General features: G+C 72.9%; 18 protein-coding genes. 7 read left to right on the forward strand and 11 right to left on the reverse strand.

Going from position 1 to position 17,169, the window contains the following annotated elements; all coding sequences use genetic code 11:
- Positions 1–211: 211 nt before the first annotated feature.
- A complete protein-coding gene (locus ABZ887_RS26070) occupies positions 212–1,201 on the forward strand; it encodes an ABC transporter substrate-binding protein (protein ID WP_361293530.1) in 990 nt (329 codons plus the stop codon).
- Here ABZ887_RS26070 and ABZ887_RS26075 read toward each other — a convergent pair.
- The 8 genes from ABZ887_RS26075 to ABZ887_RS26110 form a co-directional block, all read right to left on the reverse strand.
- The gene (locus tag ABZ887_RS26075; protein WP_361293533.1) at positions 1,170–1,595 is read right to left on the reverse strand and encodes an acyl dehydratase; all 426 of its coding nucleotides are present in this window, start codon (positions 1,593–1,595) and stop codon (positions 1,170–1,172) included. The genes ABZ887_RS26070 and ABZ887_RS26075 overlap by 32 nt on opposite strands.
- Positions 1,592–2,098, reverse strand: a complete 507-nt coding sequence (locus ABZ887_RS26080) for a MaoC family dehydratase N-terminal domain-containing protein (protein ID WP_361293536.1) — start codon at positions 2,096–2,098, stop codon at positions 1,592–1,594. The genes ABZ887_RS26075 and ABZ887_RS26080 overlap by 4 nt, the downstream gene beginning before the upstream one ends.
- Entirely contained in the window at positions 2,095–2,928 is an 834-nt protein-coding gene (locus ABZ887_RS26085; protein WP_361293539.1) for an IclR family transcriptional regulator, read from the reverse strand. The genes ABZ887_RS26080 and ABZ887_RS26085 overlap by 4 nt, the downstream gene beginning before the upstream one ends.
- A 132-nt stretch (positions 2,929–3,060) precedes the next feature.
- Positions 3,061–3,921 carry an alpha/beta fold hydrolase gene (locus ABZ887_RS26090; protein WP_361293542.1) on the reverse strand — a complete coding sequence of 287 codons (861 nt, stop codon included), beginning with the start codon at positions 3,919–3,921 and terminating at the stop codon, positions 3,061–3,063.
- Positions 3,918–4,907, reverse strand: coding sequence for a catechol 1,2-dioxygenase (locus ABZ887_RS26095; RefSeq protein ID WP_361293545.1), 990 nt, complete (start codon positions 4,905–4,907; stop codon positions 3,918–3,920). Before ABZ887_RS26095 ends, ABZ887_RS26090 begins: the two co-directional genes overlap by 4 nt.
- Positions 4,904–6,226 carry a deacylase gene (locus ABZ887_RS26100; RefSeq protein WP_361293548.1) on the reverse strand — a complete coding sequence of 441 codons (1,323 nt, stop codon included), beginning with the start codon at positions 6,224–6,226 and terminating at the stop codon, positions 4,904–4,906. Before ABZ887_RS26100 ends, ABZ887_RS26095 begins: the two co-directional genes overlap by 4 nt.
- Positions 6,223–6,345 carry a hypothetical protein gene (locus tag ABZ887_RS26105; RefSeq protein WP_361293551.1) on the reverse strand — a complete coding sequence of 41 codons (123 nt, stop codon included), beginning with the start codon at positions 6,343–6,345 and terminating at the stop codon, positions 6,223–6,225. The genes ABZ887_RS26100 and ABZ887_RS26105 overlap by 4 nt, the downstream gene beginning before the upstream one ends.
- The gene (locus ABZ887_RS26110; protein ID WP_361293554.1) at positions 6,342–7,544 is read right to left on the reverse strand and encodes a Rieske 2Fe-2S domain-containing protein; all 1,203 of its coding nucleotides are present in this window, start codon (positions 7,542–7,544) and stop codon (positions 6,342–6,344) included. The genes ABZ887_RS26105 and ABZ887_RS26110 overlap by 4 nt, the downstream gene beginning before the upstream one ends.
- A 312-nt stretch (positions 7,545–7,856) precedes the next feature.
- On the opposite strand from ABZ887_RS26110, the gene ABZ887_RS26115 reads away from it, so the two are divergent.
- From ABZ887_RS26115 to ABZ887_RS26125, 3 genes are read left to right on the forward strand one after another with little or no spacing between them, the layout of a single operon-like run.
- A complete protein-coding gene (locus tag ABZ887_RS26115; RefSeq protein ID WP_361293557.1) occupies positions 7,857–8,765 on the forward strand; it encodes an ABC transporter ATP-binding protein in 909 nt (302 codons plus the stop codon).
- Positions 8,762–9,580 carry an ABC transporter permease gene (locus ABZ887_RS26120; protein ID WP_361293560.1) on the forward strand — a complete coding sequence of 273 codons (819 nt, stop codon included), beginning with the start codon at positions 8,762–8,764 and terminating at the stop codon, positions 9,578–9,580. The genes ABZ887_RS26115 and ABZ887_RS26120 overlap by 4 nt, the downstream gene beginning before the upstream one ends.
- Entirely contained in the window at positions 9,577–10,539 is a 963-nt protein-coding gene (locus tag ABZ887_RS26125; RefSeq protein WP_361293563.1) for a zinc-binding alcohol dehydrogenase family protein, read from the forward strand. Before ABZ887_RS26120 ends, ABZ887_RS26125 begins: the two co-directional genes overlap by 4 nt.
- 52 nt (positions 10,540–10,591) lie before the next feature.
- On the opposite strand, the gene ABZ887_RS26130 is transcribed toward ABZ887_RS26125, so the two are convergent.
- Together ABZ887_RS26130 and ABZ887_RS26135 are read right to left on the reverse strand one after the other, a co-directional pair.
- On the reverse strand, positions 10,592–10,999 hold the full coding sequence (locus ABZ887_RS26130) for an acyl dehydratase (protein ID WP_361293566.1): 408 nt from the start codon (positions 10,997–10,999) through the stop codon (positions 10,592–10,594).
- A 38-nt stretch (positions 11,000–11,037) separates the two neighbouring features.
- Positions 11,038–11,517 (reverse strand): MaoC family dehydratase N-terminal domain-containing protein, encoded by a 480-nt coding sequence (locus ABZ887_RS26135; protein ID WP_361293569.1) that lies wholly within the window; start codon positions 11,515–11,517, stop codon positions 11,038–11,040.
- Between the two features lie 102 nt (positions 11,518–11,619).
- On the opposite strand from ABZ887_RS26135, the gene ABZ887_RS26140 reads away from it, so the two are divergent.
- From ABZ887_RS26140 to ABZ887_RS26150, 3 genes are read left to right on the forward strand one after another with little or no spacing between them, the layout of a single operon-like run.
- Positions 11,620–12,486 (forward strand): alpha/beta hydrolase, encoded by an 867-nt coding sequence (locus ABZ887_RS26140; RefSeq protein ID WP_361293572.1) that lies wholly within the window; start codon positions 11,620–11,622, stop codon positions 12,484–12,486.
- A gap of 27 nt (positions 12,487–12,513) precedes the next feature.
- Positions 12,514–14,808, forward strand: coding sequence for a CoA transferase (locus ABZ887_RS26145; protein WP_361293575.1), 2,295 nt, complete (start codon positions 12,514–12,516; stop codon positions 14,806–14,808).
- Positions 14,809–14,827: 19 nt separating this feature from the next.
- Positions 14,828–16,417, forward strand: coding sequence for an AMP-binding protein (locus tag ABZ887_RS26150; RefSeq protein ID WP_361293578.1), 1,590 nt, complete (start codon positions 14,828–14,830; stop codon positions 16,415–16,417).
- On the opposite strand, the gene ABZ887_RS26155 is transcribed toward ABZ887_RS26150, so the two are convergent.
- A complete protein-coding gene (locus ABZ887_RS26155) occupies positions 16,365–17,156 on the reverse strand; it encodes a helix-turn-helix domain-containing protein (protein ID WP_361293717.1) in 792 nt (263 codons plus the stop codon). The two genes, ABZ887_RS26150 and ABZ887_RS26155, sit on opposite strands and share 53 nt — an antisense overlap.
- Between the last annotated feature and the right edge of the window lie 13 nt (positions 17,157–17,169).

Consider the following 17,169-nt stretch of genomic DNA (forward strand, 5'->3'; position numbering starts at 1 on the left):
GCGTAGGAGCGGGGCCCGGTACCGCCCTACGGGTTCGTTCCGGTGAGCAGGACGCCGGGCCCGCGCCTGTGCGACGGCGCCGCATCGTCCCGGTGAGCGGGACGCCGCGCCCGCCCCGGCCGTTCCGGTCAGCAGGACGCTTCGCTCACACCTCCCCGCCCGGCGCTGGGACCGTCCTCCCACCCATGCACCACGACCCCGGGAGGGCGAGATGCACACGGACGCGATCGGTAGGACATCGGGCGGGAGAGGTGCCGTCGGCGCGGCACTGGTCCTGCTCCTGGCCACGGCCTGCTCGGCAGGCACGACGGACTCGGCGGGGGTGTCGGCGGCGGGGCTGCCGACGGTACGGGTCGCCCTCGGCGTGGACGCCTCGTACGCCCCCTTCTATCTCGCGGAGGAACGCGGGCTGTTCAGGAAGGCGGGCGTCGACGTCGAGCTGGTGAAGACGGAGGGCGGACCCGCCGCGTCCCAGGCCGTGACCGCGGGCACCGCGCAGATCGCGGCCAACGCCGACTCCACCGCCCTGCCCCTCATGGTCAACGACCCCGGCCTGCGCGCCCTCGGCGTCTTCCAGTCCTCCGACCGCTACCTCAAGGTCGTCCTCCGCGACGGGATCACCGAGCCCGGGCAGATCAGGACCATGGCGTCGATCGGCGGGCTCGGCCTGTACGCCACCCACCAGTACCTGCTGCACAACGGCATCGACCCGAAGTCCGTGAAGATCCTGCAGAGTTCGGCCCCGGAGATGCCCGGCATGCTGGAGCGCGGCTCGATCGACGGGTACGTGCTGTACGAGCCCTGGGCGGCCAAGGGCGCCGCGTCCGGCGGCCACATCACCGCCCGCATCGGCGACTTCGGGGTGCGCTACGTGCAGTGGCTGCTGGCCGACCAGGACTGGCTCAAGGACAACGAGGACACCGCCGGCAAGGTCTTCAAGGCCGTCGCCCAGGCGGACAAGCTGGTCACCTCCGACCCCGCGGCGGCCGCCGAGGCCACGAACAAGCAGGTGAAACTGCCCGTCGCGGACACCGAGAAGGTACTCCCGGAGATCACCTTCTCCGCCCGCGGCCTCGACGGCGCCGACGTCACCTCGTCACAGAAGATCGTCGACTTCCTGCTCGCACAGAAGCTGGTCAAGAAGTCCCCCGACCTCGGCACCACCCTGCTCAAGGGCTGGTACGACCAGCACGCCAGGTGAGTTCCACGAGCCCTGTGACACAGGGGACGCCGTCGCCCTTCACCACGGCGACGTCCAGCGTCACGCGCGTACCCCCGTCACAGGGCTCGGCCGCCCGGACCGTCCCCGTCCAGGTCAGCGGCTCCCCGGCCACGGCGGTGGCCCGGTTGCGCCAGCTCACCGACGCCAGCTCGGCCCCCGGCCCGGCCCAGTCCAGGGCGTGCCGGCTGAGGGTCTCGCCGTGCAGCGTGGACTGGACGACGACCCCGGGAAACCCCTCGGAGGCGGCGTACCCGGCGTCGTAGTGGATGCGGTGGGAGTTCCACGACACGGCGCTGAACCGGAACAGCTGCACGGGGGTGTGGGTGTAGGAACGCGGCGAACAGACCTGCCCGGCCGCGGGCGCGCCGCTCACGGTCCCTCCAGTACGACGATCGTCTCGTCCATCGCCATCAGTTCGGCGCCGTCCTGCGCGGTGAACCGGGTGGTGACGCCGAGCAGCACGAAGTCGCCGGTCCGCCCCTGCCGCCGGTCCGCGGAGGTGACCGCCCGCGCGGCGGTCACCCGGGTACCGGCGACCGGGGTCTGCCGCAGCCGCACCGTCTGGCCCCCGTGCACCTGGCGGACCGGCAGTCCCGCGGTGCACGGCGACTCCCGGACGGCCAGCCCGTCCGGACGCAGCTCGTGCTCGGCGGGGCCGTCCTGCCAGCTCATCGTCCCGGCGAGGAACAGCGCGGGGGCCACGACCTCGTCCCCGGCGGCCTCCTGGGCCCGGGCCCGGCGGAGATAGCCGACGTCGTTCAGGGCCGCCGCGTACCGGCAGAAGTCCTTCACGGCGAGCACCCCGCAGTCCTCGCTCTCCCACTCCCCGACGAGCCCGCGGGCCCGCGCCAGGACCTCGTCCAGTACGGCGCTCACCGCAGCGACCTGGCGATGCCCAGGGCAGCCGTGCGCAGCGCCACGGCATGGCCGGGGCCGTCCATCCGGTAGGTGGGCGCGGTGATGGACAGCGCCCCCACCAGCGTGGACTGGGGGCTGAAGACGGGCACCGCCATGCTCGCGTAGCCCAGCCTGATCTCCTCCGCCTCGGTCGCCACGCCGTCGGCCCGGACCCGCTCCAGCTGGGCGCGCAGCCGCCCCGGCGAGGTCACCGTGTGCCGGGTCAGCGGCTTCATCCCGCTCCGGACCACCTCCGCGAACAGGGAGGCGGGGGAGAACGCCAGGATCGCCTTGCCGGTCGCGGTGCAGTACAGCGGCAGCCGACCCGCGACCCGGGACTCCTCGCTCAGGCCGCGGTGCGGGAAGATCTTCTCCAGGTAGATGACGTCCAGGCTGTCGTGGATGGCGAAGTGGATGGTCTCCTGGGTGGCCAGCAGGAGATCCTCCATGTACGGCTGGGCCACCTCGCGCAGGATCCGCTGCCGGTGCACCCGCTGCCCGATCTCGAAGAGCTTGAGCCCCAGCCGGTAGTCGCAGCCCGAGCGCTCCAGCAGCCCCCAGACGACCAGCTCCTGGGCGAGCCGGTGCACGGTCGCCTTGGCCACCCCGGTCCGGCGCACCAGCTCGGCCAGGGAGAGCGCGTCGTCCTCGGCGGTGAACGCCTCCAGGATCGGCCTGACCTTGCCCAGGACCGAGTTCATGGCGTCCTGGCCGGGAGCCTCGGCCCGGGGGATGACGGAACCGCGCGGGACGGCGGGTGCGGGTTCGGCTGGCGTGGTGTCGGCGCGGCCGACCGTGGTGACGGTCATGGGCGGAACCTCCTGGTCGATCCGTTGCCATGCGGAAGTCAGTCCTGCGTCATGCGGGAAACGGAACCATGCGTCCCGTGATCAGGCCAGAGGCCAGGGGTAAATTCGCCGTACCGTTAGCGGGCCGTATCGTCAGCCGGCCTCGCCGAGGAACCCCAGGCTGAGCGGGTTGTACAGCTCCGCCTTCTCATGCTGCGGCCAGTGCCCGCACTCGGTGAAGACCTCCAGCCGGGCCCCGGGGATCGCGGCGGCGATGGCCTCGCCCTCCGGGACGTCCCCGAACGGGTTCTTGTTCGCCCACACCACAAGCGTGGGGGCCTTGATCCGGGCCATCCGGTCCGGCCGCAGCAGGTTGCGCTCGCGCCGGTCGACCTCCTGGAGGGCCAGCAGGTTGTCGAGATTCTGCTGGAATTCGGGCTGGTGGTAGATCTCGTACCGGACCCGGGTCAGCTCCTCGCCCAGGTCCTCGTCCCACTCGGCCCACAGCAGCCGCAGCCGGTCCCGGGTGAGGGAGATGTCGTCCTCCAGGGCCGCCGCCCTGGTCGCGGTCTTCAGCCGCTCCATCACCTGCGGGTTGATCTTCGTGCCGCCCATGCACAGCAGCTGGAGCGAGGCGACCCGGTCCGGGTGCTCGCTCGCCGCCCAGGACGCCACCCAGCCGCCCAGCGACTCGCCGACCAGGTGCGCCCGCTCGGCGCCCACGGCGTCCAGGTAGGCGAGCAGGTGCTCGACGTAGGCGGGGATCTCACCGGGCCGGTCCGGCTTGTCGGTGTAGCCGTGGCCGAGCATGTCGACGGCGTGGACGCGGTACCCGGCCGCGGCGTGCACCGGGATGTTCCTGACGAAGGCCTCCAGGTGGCCGGTGGTGCCGTGCAGGAACACGACGTGCTCGCCGTCCTCGGGCCCGGCCTGCAGCGCGCGGGTGCGGATACCGCCGGCGTCGACGTAGGCGAGACGGTGGTCGGTGCCGGTCAGTTCGGTCCAGATGCTCATGACTGCCTTTCGGGGGACGCGGGGGACGCCGGGGAAGCGGGGCGCGCGGGGGACGCGGGGTCGAGGACGGCGACGGCCATGGCGGTGAGCCACTCGGGCAGCTGCTCGTAGGCCAGCCGGTGTCCGGGGACGTGGCCGAGGGCGGCTGCCATCAGCAGCCAGGTGCGGATCTCCTGGGCGCCGTTGCCGGCCCGCTTCTCCAGGTCCTCGGTGGTGAGGCCGGTCAGGCGGCGGGATTCGCCGCGCTCCAGGAGGGTGAGGAACTCCTCGTCGAACTCCGGGGTGAGCGCGGCCTCCGCGGCCCGGATGATCTCGCGGCGCCGGACGTCGTAGTCCTGCCAGTTCTCCCGGCCGTTGAGCCAGGCGTCGACCATGAACTCCTCGTCGTCGCCGTCCGGTGCCCGCCAGTCCGGCCAGGGCAGCCGGTGCGAGAGGCCGCCGGAGCCGATGACGGCGACCCGCCGGTCCGCCGGGAAGGAGAGGAGCGTCTCCCTGATGGCCCGGCCCAGTCGCTCGCAGCGCTCCAGGGTCGGCAGCGGCGGCGCGAAGACGTTGACGACGAGCGGGACGATCTCCACGTCGAGTCCGTCGAGGAGGTACTGGATCGCGTGCGACTGGCCGTGGTCGATCTGCAGCCGGGCGGAGAAGGCGATGTCGAAACCGTGGTCCTCGACGAGGGAGCCGGCGAGGTGCCGGGCCAGCGGGACGTCGACCCGCTGCGGGCCCTTCGGGGTGCCCGACTCGCCGCTCGCGATGCACTCGCCCACACCGAGGGTGAAGCTCGGGATGAGGTCCAGCCAGAAGCCGCGGAAGTGGTTGGAGCCGACCAGCACCACCGTGTCCGGGCGGGCGGCGGCGAGCCGGTCGCGCGCCTCGGCGAGGGCGTCGCGGAAGCGTTCGGCGCGGTCCTTGTGGAAGGTCTGGTCCCAGTGGGTGTTCATCAGCGTGCTGTGCGACGCGCCGACACCCAGGACGATCTCGGTCATGCCGGGTCTCCGGGGATCTCTGTGCGGGGGCGGGTGACGGTGTCGACCGCCGTACGGATCAGGTGGCGGGTCAGCTTCTCCATCGCCCGCACGGAGACGGTGTTCATCCCGCGCGCGAAGTCGATCTCGAAGGGCGCCTCGGCCTGGGGAACCTTCGGCATGCCGACGCGCACCGTCGGGATGCCGCGGGCGCGCAGGATGTTCGCGTCGGTGGCGCCGCTGTTGCCGCGGATCACCTCGTGCTCGCGGCCCTCGAAGGCCTCCCAGGCGGCGGTCGCGGAGCGGCGGATCCAGCTGTCCGGGTCGGTCCGGGTGCCGGGTACGGCGAGGACCATCTCCGCGGTGACGTCTCCGGGCAGTTTGCCGAGGGCCGCCAGGAACTCCCGCTTGGCCTGCATCGGGGTCGTGCCGGGCGCGATCCGCAGGTCCACCATCAGGGTGCAGGAGGCCGGGGTGACCGCGGCCATGCGGGGCCAGCCGCCGCGCACGGAGGCGACGACGCCCTGCGGGGCGACCGTGCCGCCGGTGTGCCGCTCGGCGTACTCGGCGAACCACTCCTCCAGGTGCCGGGCGACCTCCCCGGCGCGGGCGACGGCGTTGTCGTACGGCAGCCGGTGGCGCGAGCCCACGTAGGTGTGGGTGCCGCGGACGGTCACCTCGAACCAGACCAGGCCGACCTCGTCCCAGGAGACCGTCCAGCCGGGCTTGGCGATGACCGCGTAGTCGGTCCACACGCCCTGCTCCAGGAGGAACGAACAGCCGACGCCCTGCCCCGTGTTGAGCCTGGGGTTGCCGGGCCGGGCGTTGGTGGGCATGCCGCCCGCGCCGAACGCCGCGACCAGGTCGCCGGTGAGCGGGACACCGGCGCGCGCGATCGCCTCGGCGGCCATCATCACGCAGGCCGCGTGGCCCTTGGGGTTGGAGGCGCCCAGGCCGGTGACCAGGTCGTCGTACACGGTCGCCCGCGGTCGCATGTCCTCCCGCAGCTCCGGGCCGATCCAGGGGAGATCCTCGCGCTCGTCGCCCACGGTGAGGGTGTCGATGGGGGCGTAGAGCATGAGGTCGGGGCCGGTGCCGTCGCCCTTGAGGCGGGACCAGGCGTTGGCCTGGCGGTCGTCGAGGGGCTGGACGGTTGAATCTTTAATGGTATGTGACATGGTGCCGGCGATGTGCCGCGCCAGCGGCCCCTCGTCCCCCGTAGGGCTCGCGATGTCCACCAGCCCCACGACCAGCTCACGCAGCCGATCGGCGGTGACGTGCCGCCAGGCCTCCGTGGTCCAGCCGGCGCGCCGCTCGTCGAGGCCGGCCACGGCGTTCATTGGTTGATCCTGTGGACCTGGGTCATGGTGCTGCGCTCGAAGCGTCGCCTGGCCAGCGGCAACCCGATCGCGAGGGCGGCTCCGGCCAGCAGGGTGAACAGGGTGCGGCGCATGCTCACGCCTCCTTATCTGCGGGTGCTGCGGGTCCGGCCGTGCCCGTCCCGGCCAGCTTCTTGCCGTACTCCTCCTCGCTGAGGTTCCGCCAGGAGGTCAGTGACACGTCGGGGCGGTAGAGCTTCTCCGGAGGCGCGTCGGTGACGTCGACCATCCAGGCGTCCTGGCCGGAGAACTGGCCGTGGAACAGCCAGCGGATGGCGCCCAGGTACTTGGCGTAGAAGCGCAGGGTCGACCAGCCCTCGGTGAAGTTGACCATCACGCCGACGTAGTTGTGGTGGTCGGCGTCCACCGGGACGTAGAACTCGTAGTGGATGAAGTTCGGGTAGACGATCCGCAGCACACCCGGCATGGACAGGGACGCGAAGCCGGGGAAGTCCTGGGCCTCGATCGTCGGGTTGATGCTGTCCGCCTTGCCGGTGTTGCCGATGTTGAAGGTCTCCTTCGGCGGCTGCATCTTCCACCAGCGCTTGTTGGACCAGCGGCCCACGCCGGGGAAGTCGGCCTCCCAGTGGACCTCGTCCTGGACCCGGTAGATCCAGCGGCCGCGGGGCACGATCCTGGTGATGTTCCAGGTCGGCATCGGCTTGAACAGCCGCCACAGGGCCGTGCGGTGCAGGTACTTGGCGTGGCCCTCGTCGAAGCCGTTCTCGCAGGCGAACCGCCAGTTGCCGCCGCGCGGCTCGATCCGGCCGCCCATCACGAAGGGGTTGGAGACGAGCTCCTCGGGGAGCTGCTCGTCGATGGGGTGGGGCTCCTCGTCGGCGAGCGGGATGTACACCCACACCATGCCGAGGCGCTCCTCGACCGCGTACGTCCGTACGCCCACCTTGCCGGTCAGCCGGCAGCCGGGCCCGTCGGTGATGACCGCGCTGAGCTTTCCGGTGGGCAGGTCGAACGTCCAGCCGTGGTAGGGGCAGCTGACCGTGCCGGGGAACTGCTGGTCGCCCTCGGAGAGCGGCACCCCGCGGTGCGGGCAGCGGTTGTGCAGGGCGTACGCCGTGCCGCCGTCCCGGATGAGGGTGATCTTCTCGCCGCAGACCGTGTACGGCTGCGGCTTGCCGGTCAGGTGGCTGGACCAGGTGACCGGGTACCAGTAGCCGCGGAAGCCCTGGGCGGCGCCGTCGTAGTGCGGCCAGGAAGACCAGTCCTGCCGGCCGGGCGCGGTCCGGCTTCTGTTCTTCGGGCCTTCACCCGTCGTCATCGTGCGTGACCTCCTGCTGCCGTCGGTGCGTGGAGACGAGCTTCGGCTCACGGCAGGTGGCGGCCTACGAAACCGTTCCGCTGAGCAGACCGCCGGCGCGCCGCGGGCCCGCCGGGGCGGGCGTCCCGCTCAGCGGACCACCGGCCATGCGCGCGCCTCCCGGCACGTTCTACGGTGCGCGAATTCCCCGCCCCCCCGGTACCGCCCCAGGCAGCTTCCCCGCCAACCCCCCGAGGTGCCCATGGAGCCACAGGCCGACAGCAGCAGCCTCCTCCCGTTCGACTCCCGTTCGACACGAAGGGATCGTGAGCGATGACGAAGGCCATCCAGACGGGCCCGGCGCCCGCCCGGACCGAGGGCGCCGACGACCGGGCGGGCGGGCACGGCGCTGCCGTCCGCGTCGACGGCGTCGGGATCCGGTTCGGCTCCTTCCACGCCGTGGACGGCATCACGCTGGACATCGCCGCCGGTGAGTTCCTGTGTCTGCTCGGGCCGAGCGGCTGCGGCAAGTCCACGCTGCTGTCGGCGCTGGCGGGATTCGTCCGGCCGTCCGAGGGCGGGCTGACCGTCGACGGGCAGCCGGTCACCGGACCCGACCCGGACCTCGGGATGGTGTTCCAGAGCAGTGAGGCGCTCTTCGACTGGCTGACCGTCCGGCAGAACGTGGCCTTCGGGCCCCGGATGCGCGGCCGCTCCCGCGCCGAGCAGCACGAACTGGCCGACGAGTACCTGGGGTTGGTCGGGCTGCGGCACTGCGCCGACCGGTTCCCCGGGCAGCTCTCCGGCGGTATGCGGCAGCGGGTGCAGATCGCGCGGGTGCTGGCGAACCAGCCCCGCATCGTGCTGATGGACGAGCCGTTCGGCGCGCTCGACGCGCAGACCCGGCAGGTCATGCAGGAGGAGATGGCCCGCATCTGGCAGGCCTCGGGCTGCACGGTCGTGTTCGTCACCCACGACATCGAGGAGGCGATCCTGCTGGCGGACCGGGTCGTCGTCATGACGGCGGGCCCGGCGGCCTCGGTCAAGTCCGTCTACCCGGTCGACCTGTCCCGGCCCCGGGACGAGGACGACCCGGCCGCCCTCGACCTGCGCCGCAGCCTGCGCCAGGACATCGGCGAAGAGGTCCGCAAGGCCCTGCGCAGCCAGGGCCTCGACGAGGGACCCGACCAGGGCCTCGACGAGGGACTCGATCAGGAACGGGACGTGGAGGAGACGTCGTGACCACAGTGACCACCGTGACCGCCACCGCCCCGCCGAAACCGCGCGCCGAGCGCAGGGCGGTCCTCGGGCTGCGCTCCGCCGGCCTCTACACCGTCTCCGTTCTCGTCGGCCTCGGCGTCTGGCAGCTCCTGGCCGTGCACTACGGCCCCTCGCTCGTGGCGTCCCCGCACGAGACCCTCACCGCCGCCGGCGACCTCGCGAAGGACGGCACCCTCACCAACTCGATCATCGCCTCCAGCCGCCGCATCCTGATCGGCTGGGGCCTCGGGCTGCTGGTGGGCGTACCGGCCGGGCTGCTCGTCGGCCAGAGCAAGGTCGTACGCCAGCTCCTCGAGCCGTACATCGAGTTCTTCCGGTTCATCCCGCCGGTCGCCTTCGTCACGCTGGCCGTGGTCTGGCTGGGCATCGGCGAGTCCTCGAAGGTGGTGCTGATCTTCTACACGGCCGTCTTCATCGTCATCCTCAACACCAGCGCCGGGGTGATGTCGGTCGGCGAGTCCAAGCTGCGCGCGGCGGCGAGCCTGGGCGCGAGCCGGGGGCAGATCCTGCGTGGCGTGATACTGCCCTCGACGGTGCCGTACATCGTCACCGGGGCGCGGCTGGCCATGGGCAACAGCTTCCTGACCATCGTCTCCGCCGAGATCGTCGCCGCCCAGGTCGGCCTCGGCTCCCTGATCTGGACCTCCCGCAACTACGGACGCATCGACTGGGTGTTCGTCGGGATCATCACCCTGGGCATCCTCGGGTTCGTCTTCGACCGCGTGCTGCGGATCGCGGCCTCCCGGGTCCTGCGTCGATACGGAGTGAAACTGTGAGCGGCAATGTGAGCGGCACGTCGAGCGCCCTGGTCCTCGAAGAGTTCGGCGTCCTGCCCCGGCTCCGGGAGAGGCCCGTGCCGGAAGCCCAGCCGGGCCACACCCTCGTGCGGATGCTGGCGGCACAGGTCGGCCACCTCGATCTCAACGTCGTGGACGGGAAGTTCGGCATCCTGCCGGACCTGCCCGCCGTGCCCGGCACCAACGGGGCCGGGCACGTGCTCGCCTCCGACAGCCACCCGGTGGGCAGCCTGGTCAGGATCAACGGCAAGGGGCTCGGACTGCGCAGGGACGGCTGCTGGCAGGGCCACGCTTTGGTGCCGGACGCCGCCGCGATCCCGGTGCCGGAGGGCACGGATCCCGCGCTCGCCTGCGGGTTCTTCACCCCGGCCGGTACCGCCTGGGCGGCGGTGCACACGGTGGCGGGCGTGCGGCCCGGCGAGCGGGTGCTGGTCACCGGCGCCGCGGGCGCGGTCGGATCGCTGGCCGTGCAGGTCGCGGCGCGGGCCGGGGCCGAGGTGATCGGCGTGGTCGGGCGGCCTGCCAAGCTCGACCGGGTCCCGGCAGCCGCGAAGGCTGTCCTCGCGGGGGAGTTGACGGCGGATGCGGTGGGCGGGCCGGTGGACGCGGTCGTCGACACCGTGGGCGGGCCGGTGCTGCGAGCCGCCTTGGGCCTGGTCCGGCCGCGCGGCCGGGTCGCCCTGGTCGGGTACACCGCGGGCCGTGAACTCACCGTCGACCTCGCGGACTTCCTGCTCGCCGACGTCTCGCTGCTGCCGGTGAACCTGATGACCCGGGGCCGGGAGGTGGCCGCCGACGTCGACCGGATGCTGGGCGAACTGGCGGCCGGCGAGCTGGAGTTGCCGGTCGAACGGCACCGGCCGGAGCGGCTGGCCGAGGCGGTGGAGCGGCTGCGGACGGGGGAGGCGGTGGGGAAGGTGGTGCTGGACTTCTCCTGAGCAGACCAGCAGACCAGTCGACCAGCCTCCCGCCGGCAGGCCGCCGGGCGGGTCAGTCCGGTGACTGTTCCCGGCGGACGACCACGGCGTGGCCCTGGCAGCAGACGACACCGTCACCCCGGTGTTCGACGAGATCGAGGGTGATCTCACCGCTGGCCGGGTCCACGCCCCGTACGGAGGCGGTCACCGTGAGCCGGTCGCCCGGGTGGGCGGGTGCCCGGTTCTGCCACGAGACCTCACGCACCTGTCCGGTGGGCCCGGCGTGGGCCGCGGCCGCCCGGTGCAGCAGACAGCCGTGCAGCTGCGCCATGACGACCGGCCCGGCCAGGCCCTCCGACCGGGCGAAGCCGGGGTCGTAGTGGATGCGGTGCGTGTTGCGGGTGACCGCACCGAAGCGCAGCAACATGACCTCGTCGGGCACGAGTTCCACCGCCGCGGCCTCCGCTTCCGCAGTCTCCACAGCCGTAGCTTCCGCCGCCGCTGTCGTCGCCGCCTCCGTCATCGCACGATGAACCTCTCCGTGACCTCGATGAGCGTGACCTCGACGAGGGGGCCGCGTTCGGCGGCGTACGTCTTCTCGACGGTGATCAGGAGCAGATCCGGCCGTTTCCGGTCGACGGCCGTGACCGCACGGCGTACTTCGACACGGTCGCCGACCCGTACCTCCCCGACCCAGCGCACCGCCTGGCCGCCGGCCATGAGCCGGACGTCCAGCCCGTCGGTGCCCGGCACCTCGTCGCGGTACATGCCGTCCGGCCTCAACTCGCCGGGCTCCGCGCCCGGTTCGGGCCGCAGCAGGCTGACGAGGTACATCGGGTGCACCACGAAGGCGGGGTCCGCGGGATCCACCAGTGCGGGCGCGGTGTCCCCGGCGGCCCGTGCGAACTCGGCCGCCGCCTCGGCCCGTACGACCCCCAGCGAGCGAGCCTCCCAGTGGCCCATCGCCGCCTGGGCTCTTTCCTCAGCGACATCCAGCATGCCGGGACCTTAGGGAGGCCGGCACCCCTGCGGCCACAGACCCGGACCACTCAGCGGACCGCCCCGCTTGGACCCGCCCGGGCCGCCCGGCACGATCCGCTCATGGATCTCATGGACATCCAGGCGCCCCCGCAGGGCGCCTACGCGGAGGCGGACGGCGTCAAGTACCACTACATCGAGCTGGGCACGGGCAGCCCCACGATCTTCCTGCACGGCGGCGGCCCCGGCTGCACCGGCTGGTCGGACTTCGGACAGGTCGCCCCGCTGTTCGCCGCCGACCGCCGCTGTCTGCTGGTCGACATCCTGCAGTACGGCAGGTCGGCGAAGCCCGTCATCGAGGGCCCCATGTGGGACTACCACGCGGCGAAGACCGTGGCCCTGATGGACACCCTGGAGATCGACCGGGCCGACTTCGTCTGCAACTCCTGGGGCGGCACCATCGCGCTGAACCTGGCCGCCAAGTACCCCGAGCGCGTCCGGTCGTTGGTGGTCACCGGCAGCATGCCGGTCTTCTACGGCCCGCTCGCCCCGCTCCCGGAGGGCGGCCGCCGCGGCCGCAACGCCCGGGACGTCTACTACGGCGGCGACGGCCCGTCCCTCACCAAGATGCGCGAGCTGATGGCCCGCCTGGAGTGGTACGACCCCGAGGCGATCCCGGAGGGCACGGTACGGCTGCGCTACGAGCAGAGCCTCGACCCCGAGGAGACCGCACTGGCCGGCGCCTCCGACAACCCGCGCGGCGACTGGCAGGACCTGACCGCCGAACTCGGCTCCATCCAGGCCCCCGTGCTGTTCATGTGGGGCATGCAGGACGCCTTCCTCACCCCCGACTACCCGCTGATGCTCGCCCGCATGATCCCCAGGGGGAACCTGCACGTGATGCACGAGGCCTCCCACCACCTCCAGGAGGAGCGGCCGTACGACTTCCACAGCGTGGTCGACGGCTTCCTGAACCAGCGGCACGGCTGACCCGAACACAGGACGACAGGAGGACAGGTGAGCGCAGCAGCAACCCCGCGGGTCGTCGAACTGACCAGCCCCTTCACCCGCTTCGCCGGCCGGCTGCTGGTCGGTGTCGGCTACGAGGTCGTCCTGGTCGAACCCGCCGAGGGCCATCCCGGCCGGCGGGAGGACCCGGTCGGCTTCGCCCACTGGCACGCCGGGAAGCGCTCGGTGACCGTCTCGGGGCCGGATGAGCTGCGCCGCCTGCTCGCGGGCGCCGACATCCTCCTCGACGGCACACCGGACGGCACCTCCGACGGCGCCGACACCAGCGGCCTCGACCACCTGGTCCATGTCCGGGTGACCCCCTTCGGGCTGGTCGGCCCGCGCAGCCACTGGCAGGGCACCGATCTCGTCGTGGCCGCCCTCGGCGGGATGCTCGCCCAGGTCGGCGACCCCGACGGCCCGCCCCTGCACCTGCCGGAGAACCAGGCGGAACACCTCGCGGGCGTCAACGCGGCGATCGCCGCCCTGCTGGGACTGCGGGCGCGCCGGCGCGGCCCCGGACAGCTCGCCGACGTCTCCGCGCAGGCCTGCGTCGCCGCAGCCCTGGAGGCCGGCACCCTCGCCTACCTGCACGAGGACCGGGTGCCGTCCCGCCCCGGGCGGGTGCACCCGCTGGTCCCGCACGGGCTGTTCCGGGCCGCCGACGGCCACCTGGGCGGGGGACTCGGCGGCAGCCCGCGGATGTGGGACGCGCTGCTCGACTGGCTGTGCGAGCAGGGCGCGCAGGCGGACCTCACCGAGCCCCGGTGGCAGGACCCGGTCGAGCGGAAGAAGTACCAGGAGCACGTCTTCAAGGTCGTCCAGGACTTCGCGGGCACCTGGCCGAAGGCGCGGTTCGCGGAGCGCGCCCAGGACCGCAAGCTGCCCTGGGCCGCCGTCGACGTACCGGCCGAACTGCCGGACAACCCCCAGCTCGTCGCGCGCGGCTTCTTCACCGAGGTCGACGGCCGCACCGATCTCGGATTCCCGTTCGCGTTCCCCGAGGGGCACCGGATCACCTCTCTCACCGTCCCGGTGGCGGGCGCCGACCAGAGCCTGCTCGCCGAGCGGCGCCCGGTGTCCGTGCGGGAGGGCGACTCCGCCCGTCCCGCCCTCGACGGCGTCCGCGTCCTCGACCTGACCTGGGTCCTCGCGGGCCCCTACTGCACCAAGGTCCTCGCCGACCACGGTGCCGACGTCGTCAAGGTGGAGTCGGCCGGCCGCCCGGACCCCACCCGGTTCGCGCCCTTCATGCACCTCTCCCGCGGCCCCCACACCGACCCGGACACCAACGGCTACTTCAACGAGGTCAACCGCAACAAGCGCAGCCTCGCCCTCGACACCCGCACCGACGACGGCGTCGCCGTGCTGCGTGACCTCGTCGCGTCCTCGGACGTCCTCGTCGAGAACTTCAGCGCCACCGTCATGACCAGGCTCGGCCTCGGCTGGGACACCCTGCGCGAGATCAACCCCCGGCTCGTCTACGTCAGCATGTCCGGCATGGGCCACACCGGTCCCCGGGCGGGCTGGGTGTCGTACGCCGACACCGTCTCGGCGAGTTCGGGGCTCACCGGCCTCACCGGCTGGGGGCCCGGCGACGTGGTCGGGGTCATCTACGGCCACGGCGACATCGTGGCCGGACTCCAGGCGGCGCTGGCCACCCTCGTCGCGCTGGAGCACCGGGAACGGACCGGCCGCGGGCAGCACATCGACCTCTCCCAACTGGAGGCGATCGCGGCCCACATGGGCACCAGCCTGCTCACCTCCGCGCGGTCCCCGATCGGCAACACGCATCCGGTGTGGAGCCCGCAGGGCGTGTACCGGTGTCTGGGCGCGGACAACTGGCTTGCCGTCAGCGTCCGTTCGGACGAGGAGTGGGCGGCGCTGTGCCGGGTGATCGGACGCCCCGACCTGGTCTCCGAGGGGGCGACGGCCGCCGGCCGCAGGCGGCACAGCGCCCTCGTGGACGAGGCGATCGGCACGTGGACGCGTACGCTTCCCGCCGACCTGGCCGGCGAGTTGCTGCAACAGCAGGGGGTGCCCGCAGGGGCCGTGCAGGACGGGCGGCAACTGGTCGAACACGACCCGCAGTTGAGGGCGCGCGGCTTCTACGTCCGCAGGGCGCATCCCGCCGCCGGCGCCTTCCTCCACGAAGGCCCGCCGATCCGGCTCACCCGGACCCCCGGCTCGGTCCGCAGCCCCGCACCGCTGCTCGGCGCCGACACCGAGGAGGTGCTGCGCGAGGTGGCGGGATACTCCCCGGAACGGATCCAATACCTTTATGACGCAGGGGTGTTGCGATGAACGACACCGGGACGTCGAAGTGATCGCCACCGGCCTGACCGTGCCGGAACTCGTCGAGGCGGCCGCCGAGCGGTACGGCGACCGCCCGTTCCTGCGCGTCGGCGGGACGGCACGGACGTACGCCGAGACCCGCGAGGCGGCGGCCCGTACGGCCGGGGCGCTGGCGGCCCGGGGCTGCGGGCCGGGCGACCGGGTGGCGGCGCTGCTGGGAAACCGGGTCGAACTCGTGGACCTGTTCCTCGGCTGCGCCTGGCTGGGCGCGGTCGCGGTACCGCTGAACACCGCACTGCGCGGCCGGTCGCTGGAGCACGCGCTGCGGGAGGCGCGGCCCCGGTTCCTGTACGCCGAGCCCGAGTCGGCGGGGCGGGCGGCCGAGGCCGGGTACCGGGGGACGGTGTGGACGGCGGGCGCTGCCCAGGCCCCACGCCCCGGCGAGGTCATCGGCCTGCCTCCGCACCCCGACGGCGCCACGCCGCTGCCCCCTGCCCCCGTCCGCCCGCAGGACACCGCCGCCGTCCTCTTCACCTCCGGCACCACGGGCCCGCCCCGCGGCGTCCGCTGCCCCCAGGCCCAGTTCGTGTGGTGGGGCCGTACGGTCTCGGACGCCCTGCGCCTCACCTGTGACGACGTGCTGTTCACCTGCCTCCCGCTCTTCCACACCAACGCCCTGAACACCCTGGCCCAGGCGATGACGGTGGGCGCGTGCGTCGTGATCGGCGAGCGTTTCTCCGCCTCGCGGTTCTGGCGGCAGGCGGCCGACGCCGGTGCCACCGCCGTCCACCTGCTCGGCGCGATGGTCCCCATGTTGCTCGCCCGGCCGCCCGGCCCGGACGACCGCGCGCACCGGGTGCGCCGCGGCCTCTCCCCGGCCACGCCCGGCCCGCTCTGGGAGCCCTTCCGCGAGCGGTTCGGCGTCACGCTCGTCGACGGCTTCGGCTCCACGGAGACCAACCTCGTCATCGGCTCCACCCCCGAGCACCACCGGCCCGGTTACATGGGCACCGTCCGGCCGGGCTTCGGGGCCCGAGTGGTCGACGCGGACCTCGTCCCCGTACCCGACGGCACCCCGGGTGAACTCCTCGTCCGCAGCCACCGCCCCTTCGCCTTCGCCACCGGCTACCTGGGCGACCCCGAACCGGCCCCGGACTCCTGGCGCCGGACCGGCGACCGCGTGGTCCGCGAGCCCGACGGCTGGTTCCGGTTCGTCGACCGCATCAAGGACGTCATCCGGCGGCGCGGCGAGAACATCTCCTCGTACGAGGTGGAGGCGGCCGTCCGCTCGCACCCCGCGGTCGTCACGGCCGCCGCCTTCCCGGTCGCCTCCGAACTGGCCGAGGACGAGGTGATGGTGGCCGTGGTCCTGCGGCCCGGCTGCCTGCCGGACCCGGCGGACCTGGCCCGGCACTGCGCCCGCGAACTGCCCGCGTTCGCCGTTCCCCGCTACATCGAGGCGGTCGGGGAGCTGCCGCTCACCGAGACCGGCAAGGTGCGCAAGGCGGTACTACGGGAACGGGGCGTCACGCCCGGTACCTGGGACCGTGACCGCGCGTCCGGGTTCAGGGCTGCCGGATCGCCTGGCAGGGGGTCGTCGCGGGCAGCCGGCCCCTGAAGTAGGAGCGGGGCGGTACGCCCATCAGGGCACGGAAGTCGGTCGTCATGTGCGACTGGTCGAAGTAGCCGGTGGCGGCGGCCAGTTCGGACCAGCCGGCGCTGCCCGCCCGGGCGGCGACCGTGCGGACGCGCTCGATACGGGCGTAGTGCTTCGGGGAGACCCCGACGCCGTCGCTGAACAGGTTCCGCAACTGGCGTTCGCTCACGGCCAGTTCCCGGGCCACGTCCCGCACCTGCGCGGGCGTCCGGTCCATCCGCACCGACAGCGCGGCCGCGCCCGCCCGCAGCAGTGCCGTCCGGGCCGGGTCCGCCTGCTCCGCCAGCAGCCCGGGCAGCACCTCGGCGATGCGGGGCAGCGCCTCCCGCGGATCCAGCCACCGCACCTCACGCGCGAACCGGCGGGCCACCCCACCCGGCAGGGCGTCCAGCGGCACCACCCGGCCGACCAGCCCGGCGGCCGGAACACCCAGCAGCGCCCGGGCGGTTCCCGGCGCGAGGCGCAGCTCCGCACACGCGATATGGGCCTTCCCCTCGTGGTAGGCCGCCCGCACCCGCGGCCCGACGGCCAGCACGTCACGCCGCCCGTCCCCGGTCACCCGCAGCACCACCTTGGTCCCCGCGTCCGGCAACTGCACGAACGTCCCCTCGGGCGGGTCGGTGAAGGACATGGTCCGCACCTCCTCGACCCACGGGCGCAGCGCCTCGGGCGTGGTCGGCAGCGGCTCGGCGATGGTCATCGGCACCCTTCCA

The sequence above is a fragment of the Streptomyces sp. NPDC047061 genome, assembly GCF_040643955.1.
Lineage (GTDB): Bacteria > Actinomycetota > Actinomycetes > Streptomycetales > Streptomycetaceae > Streptomyces.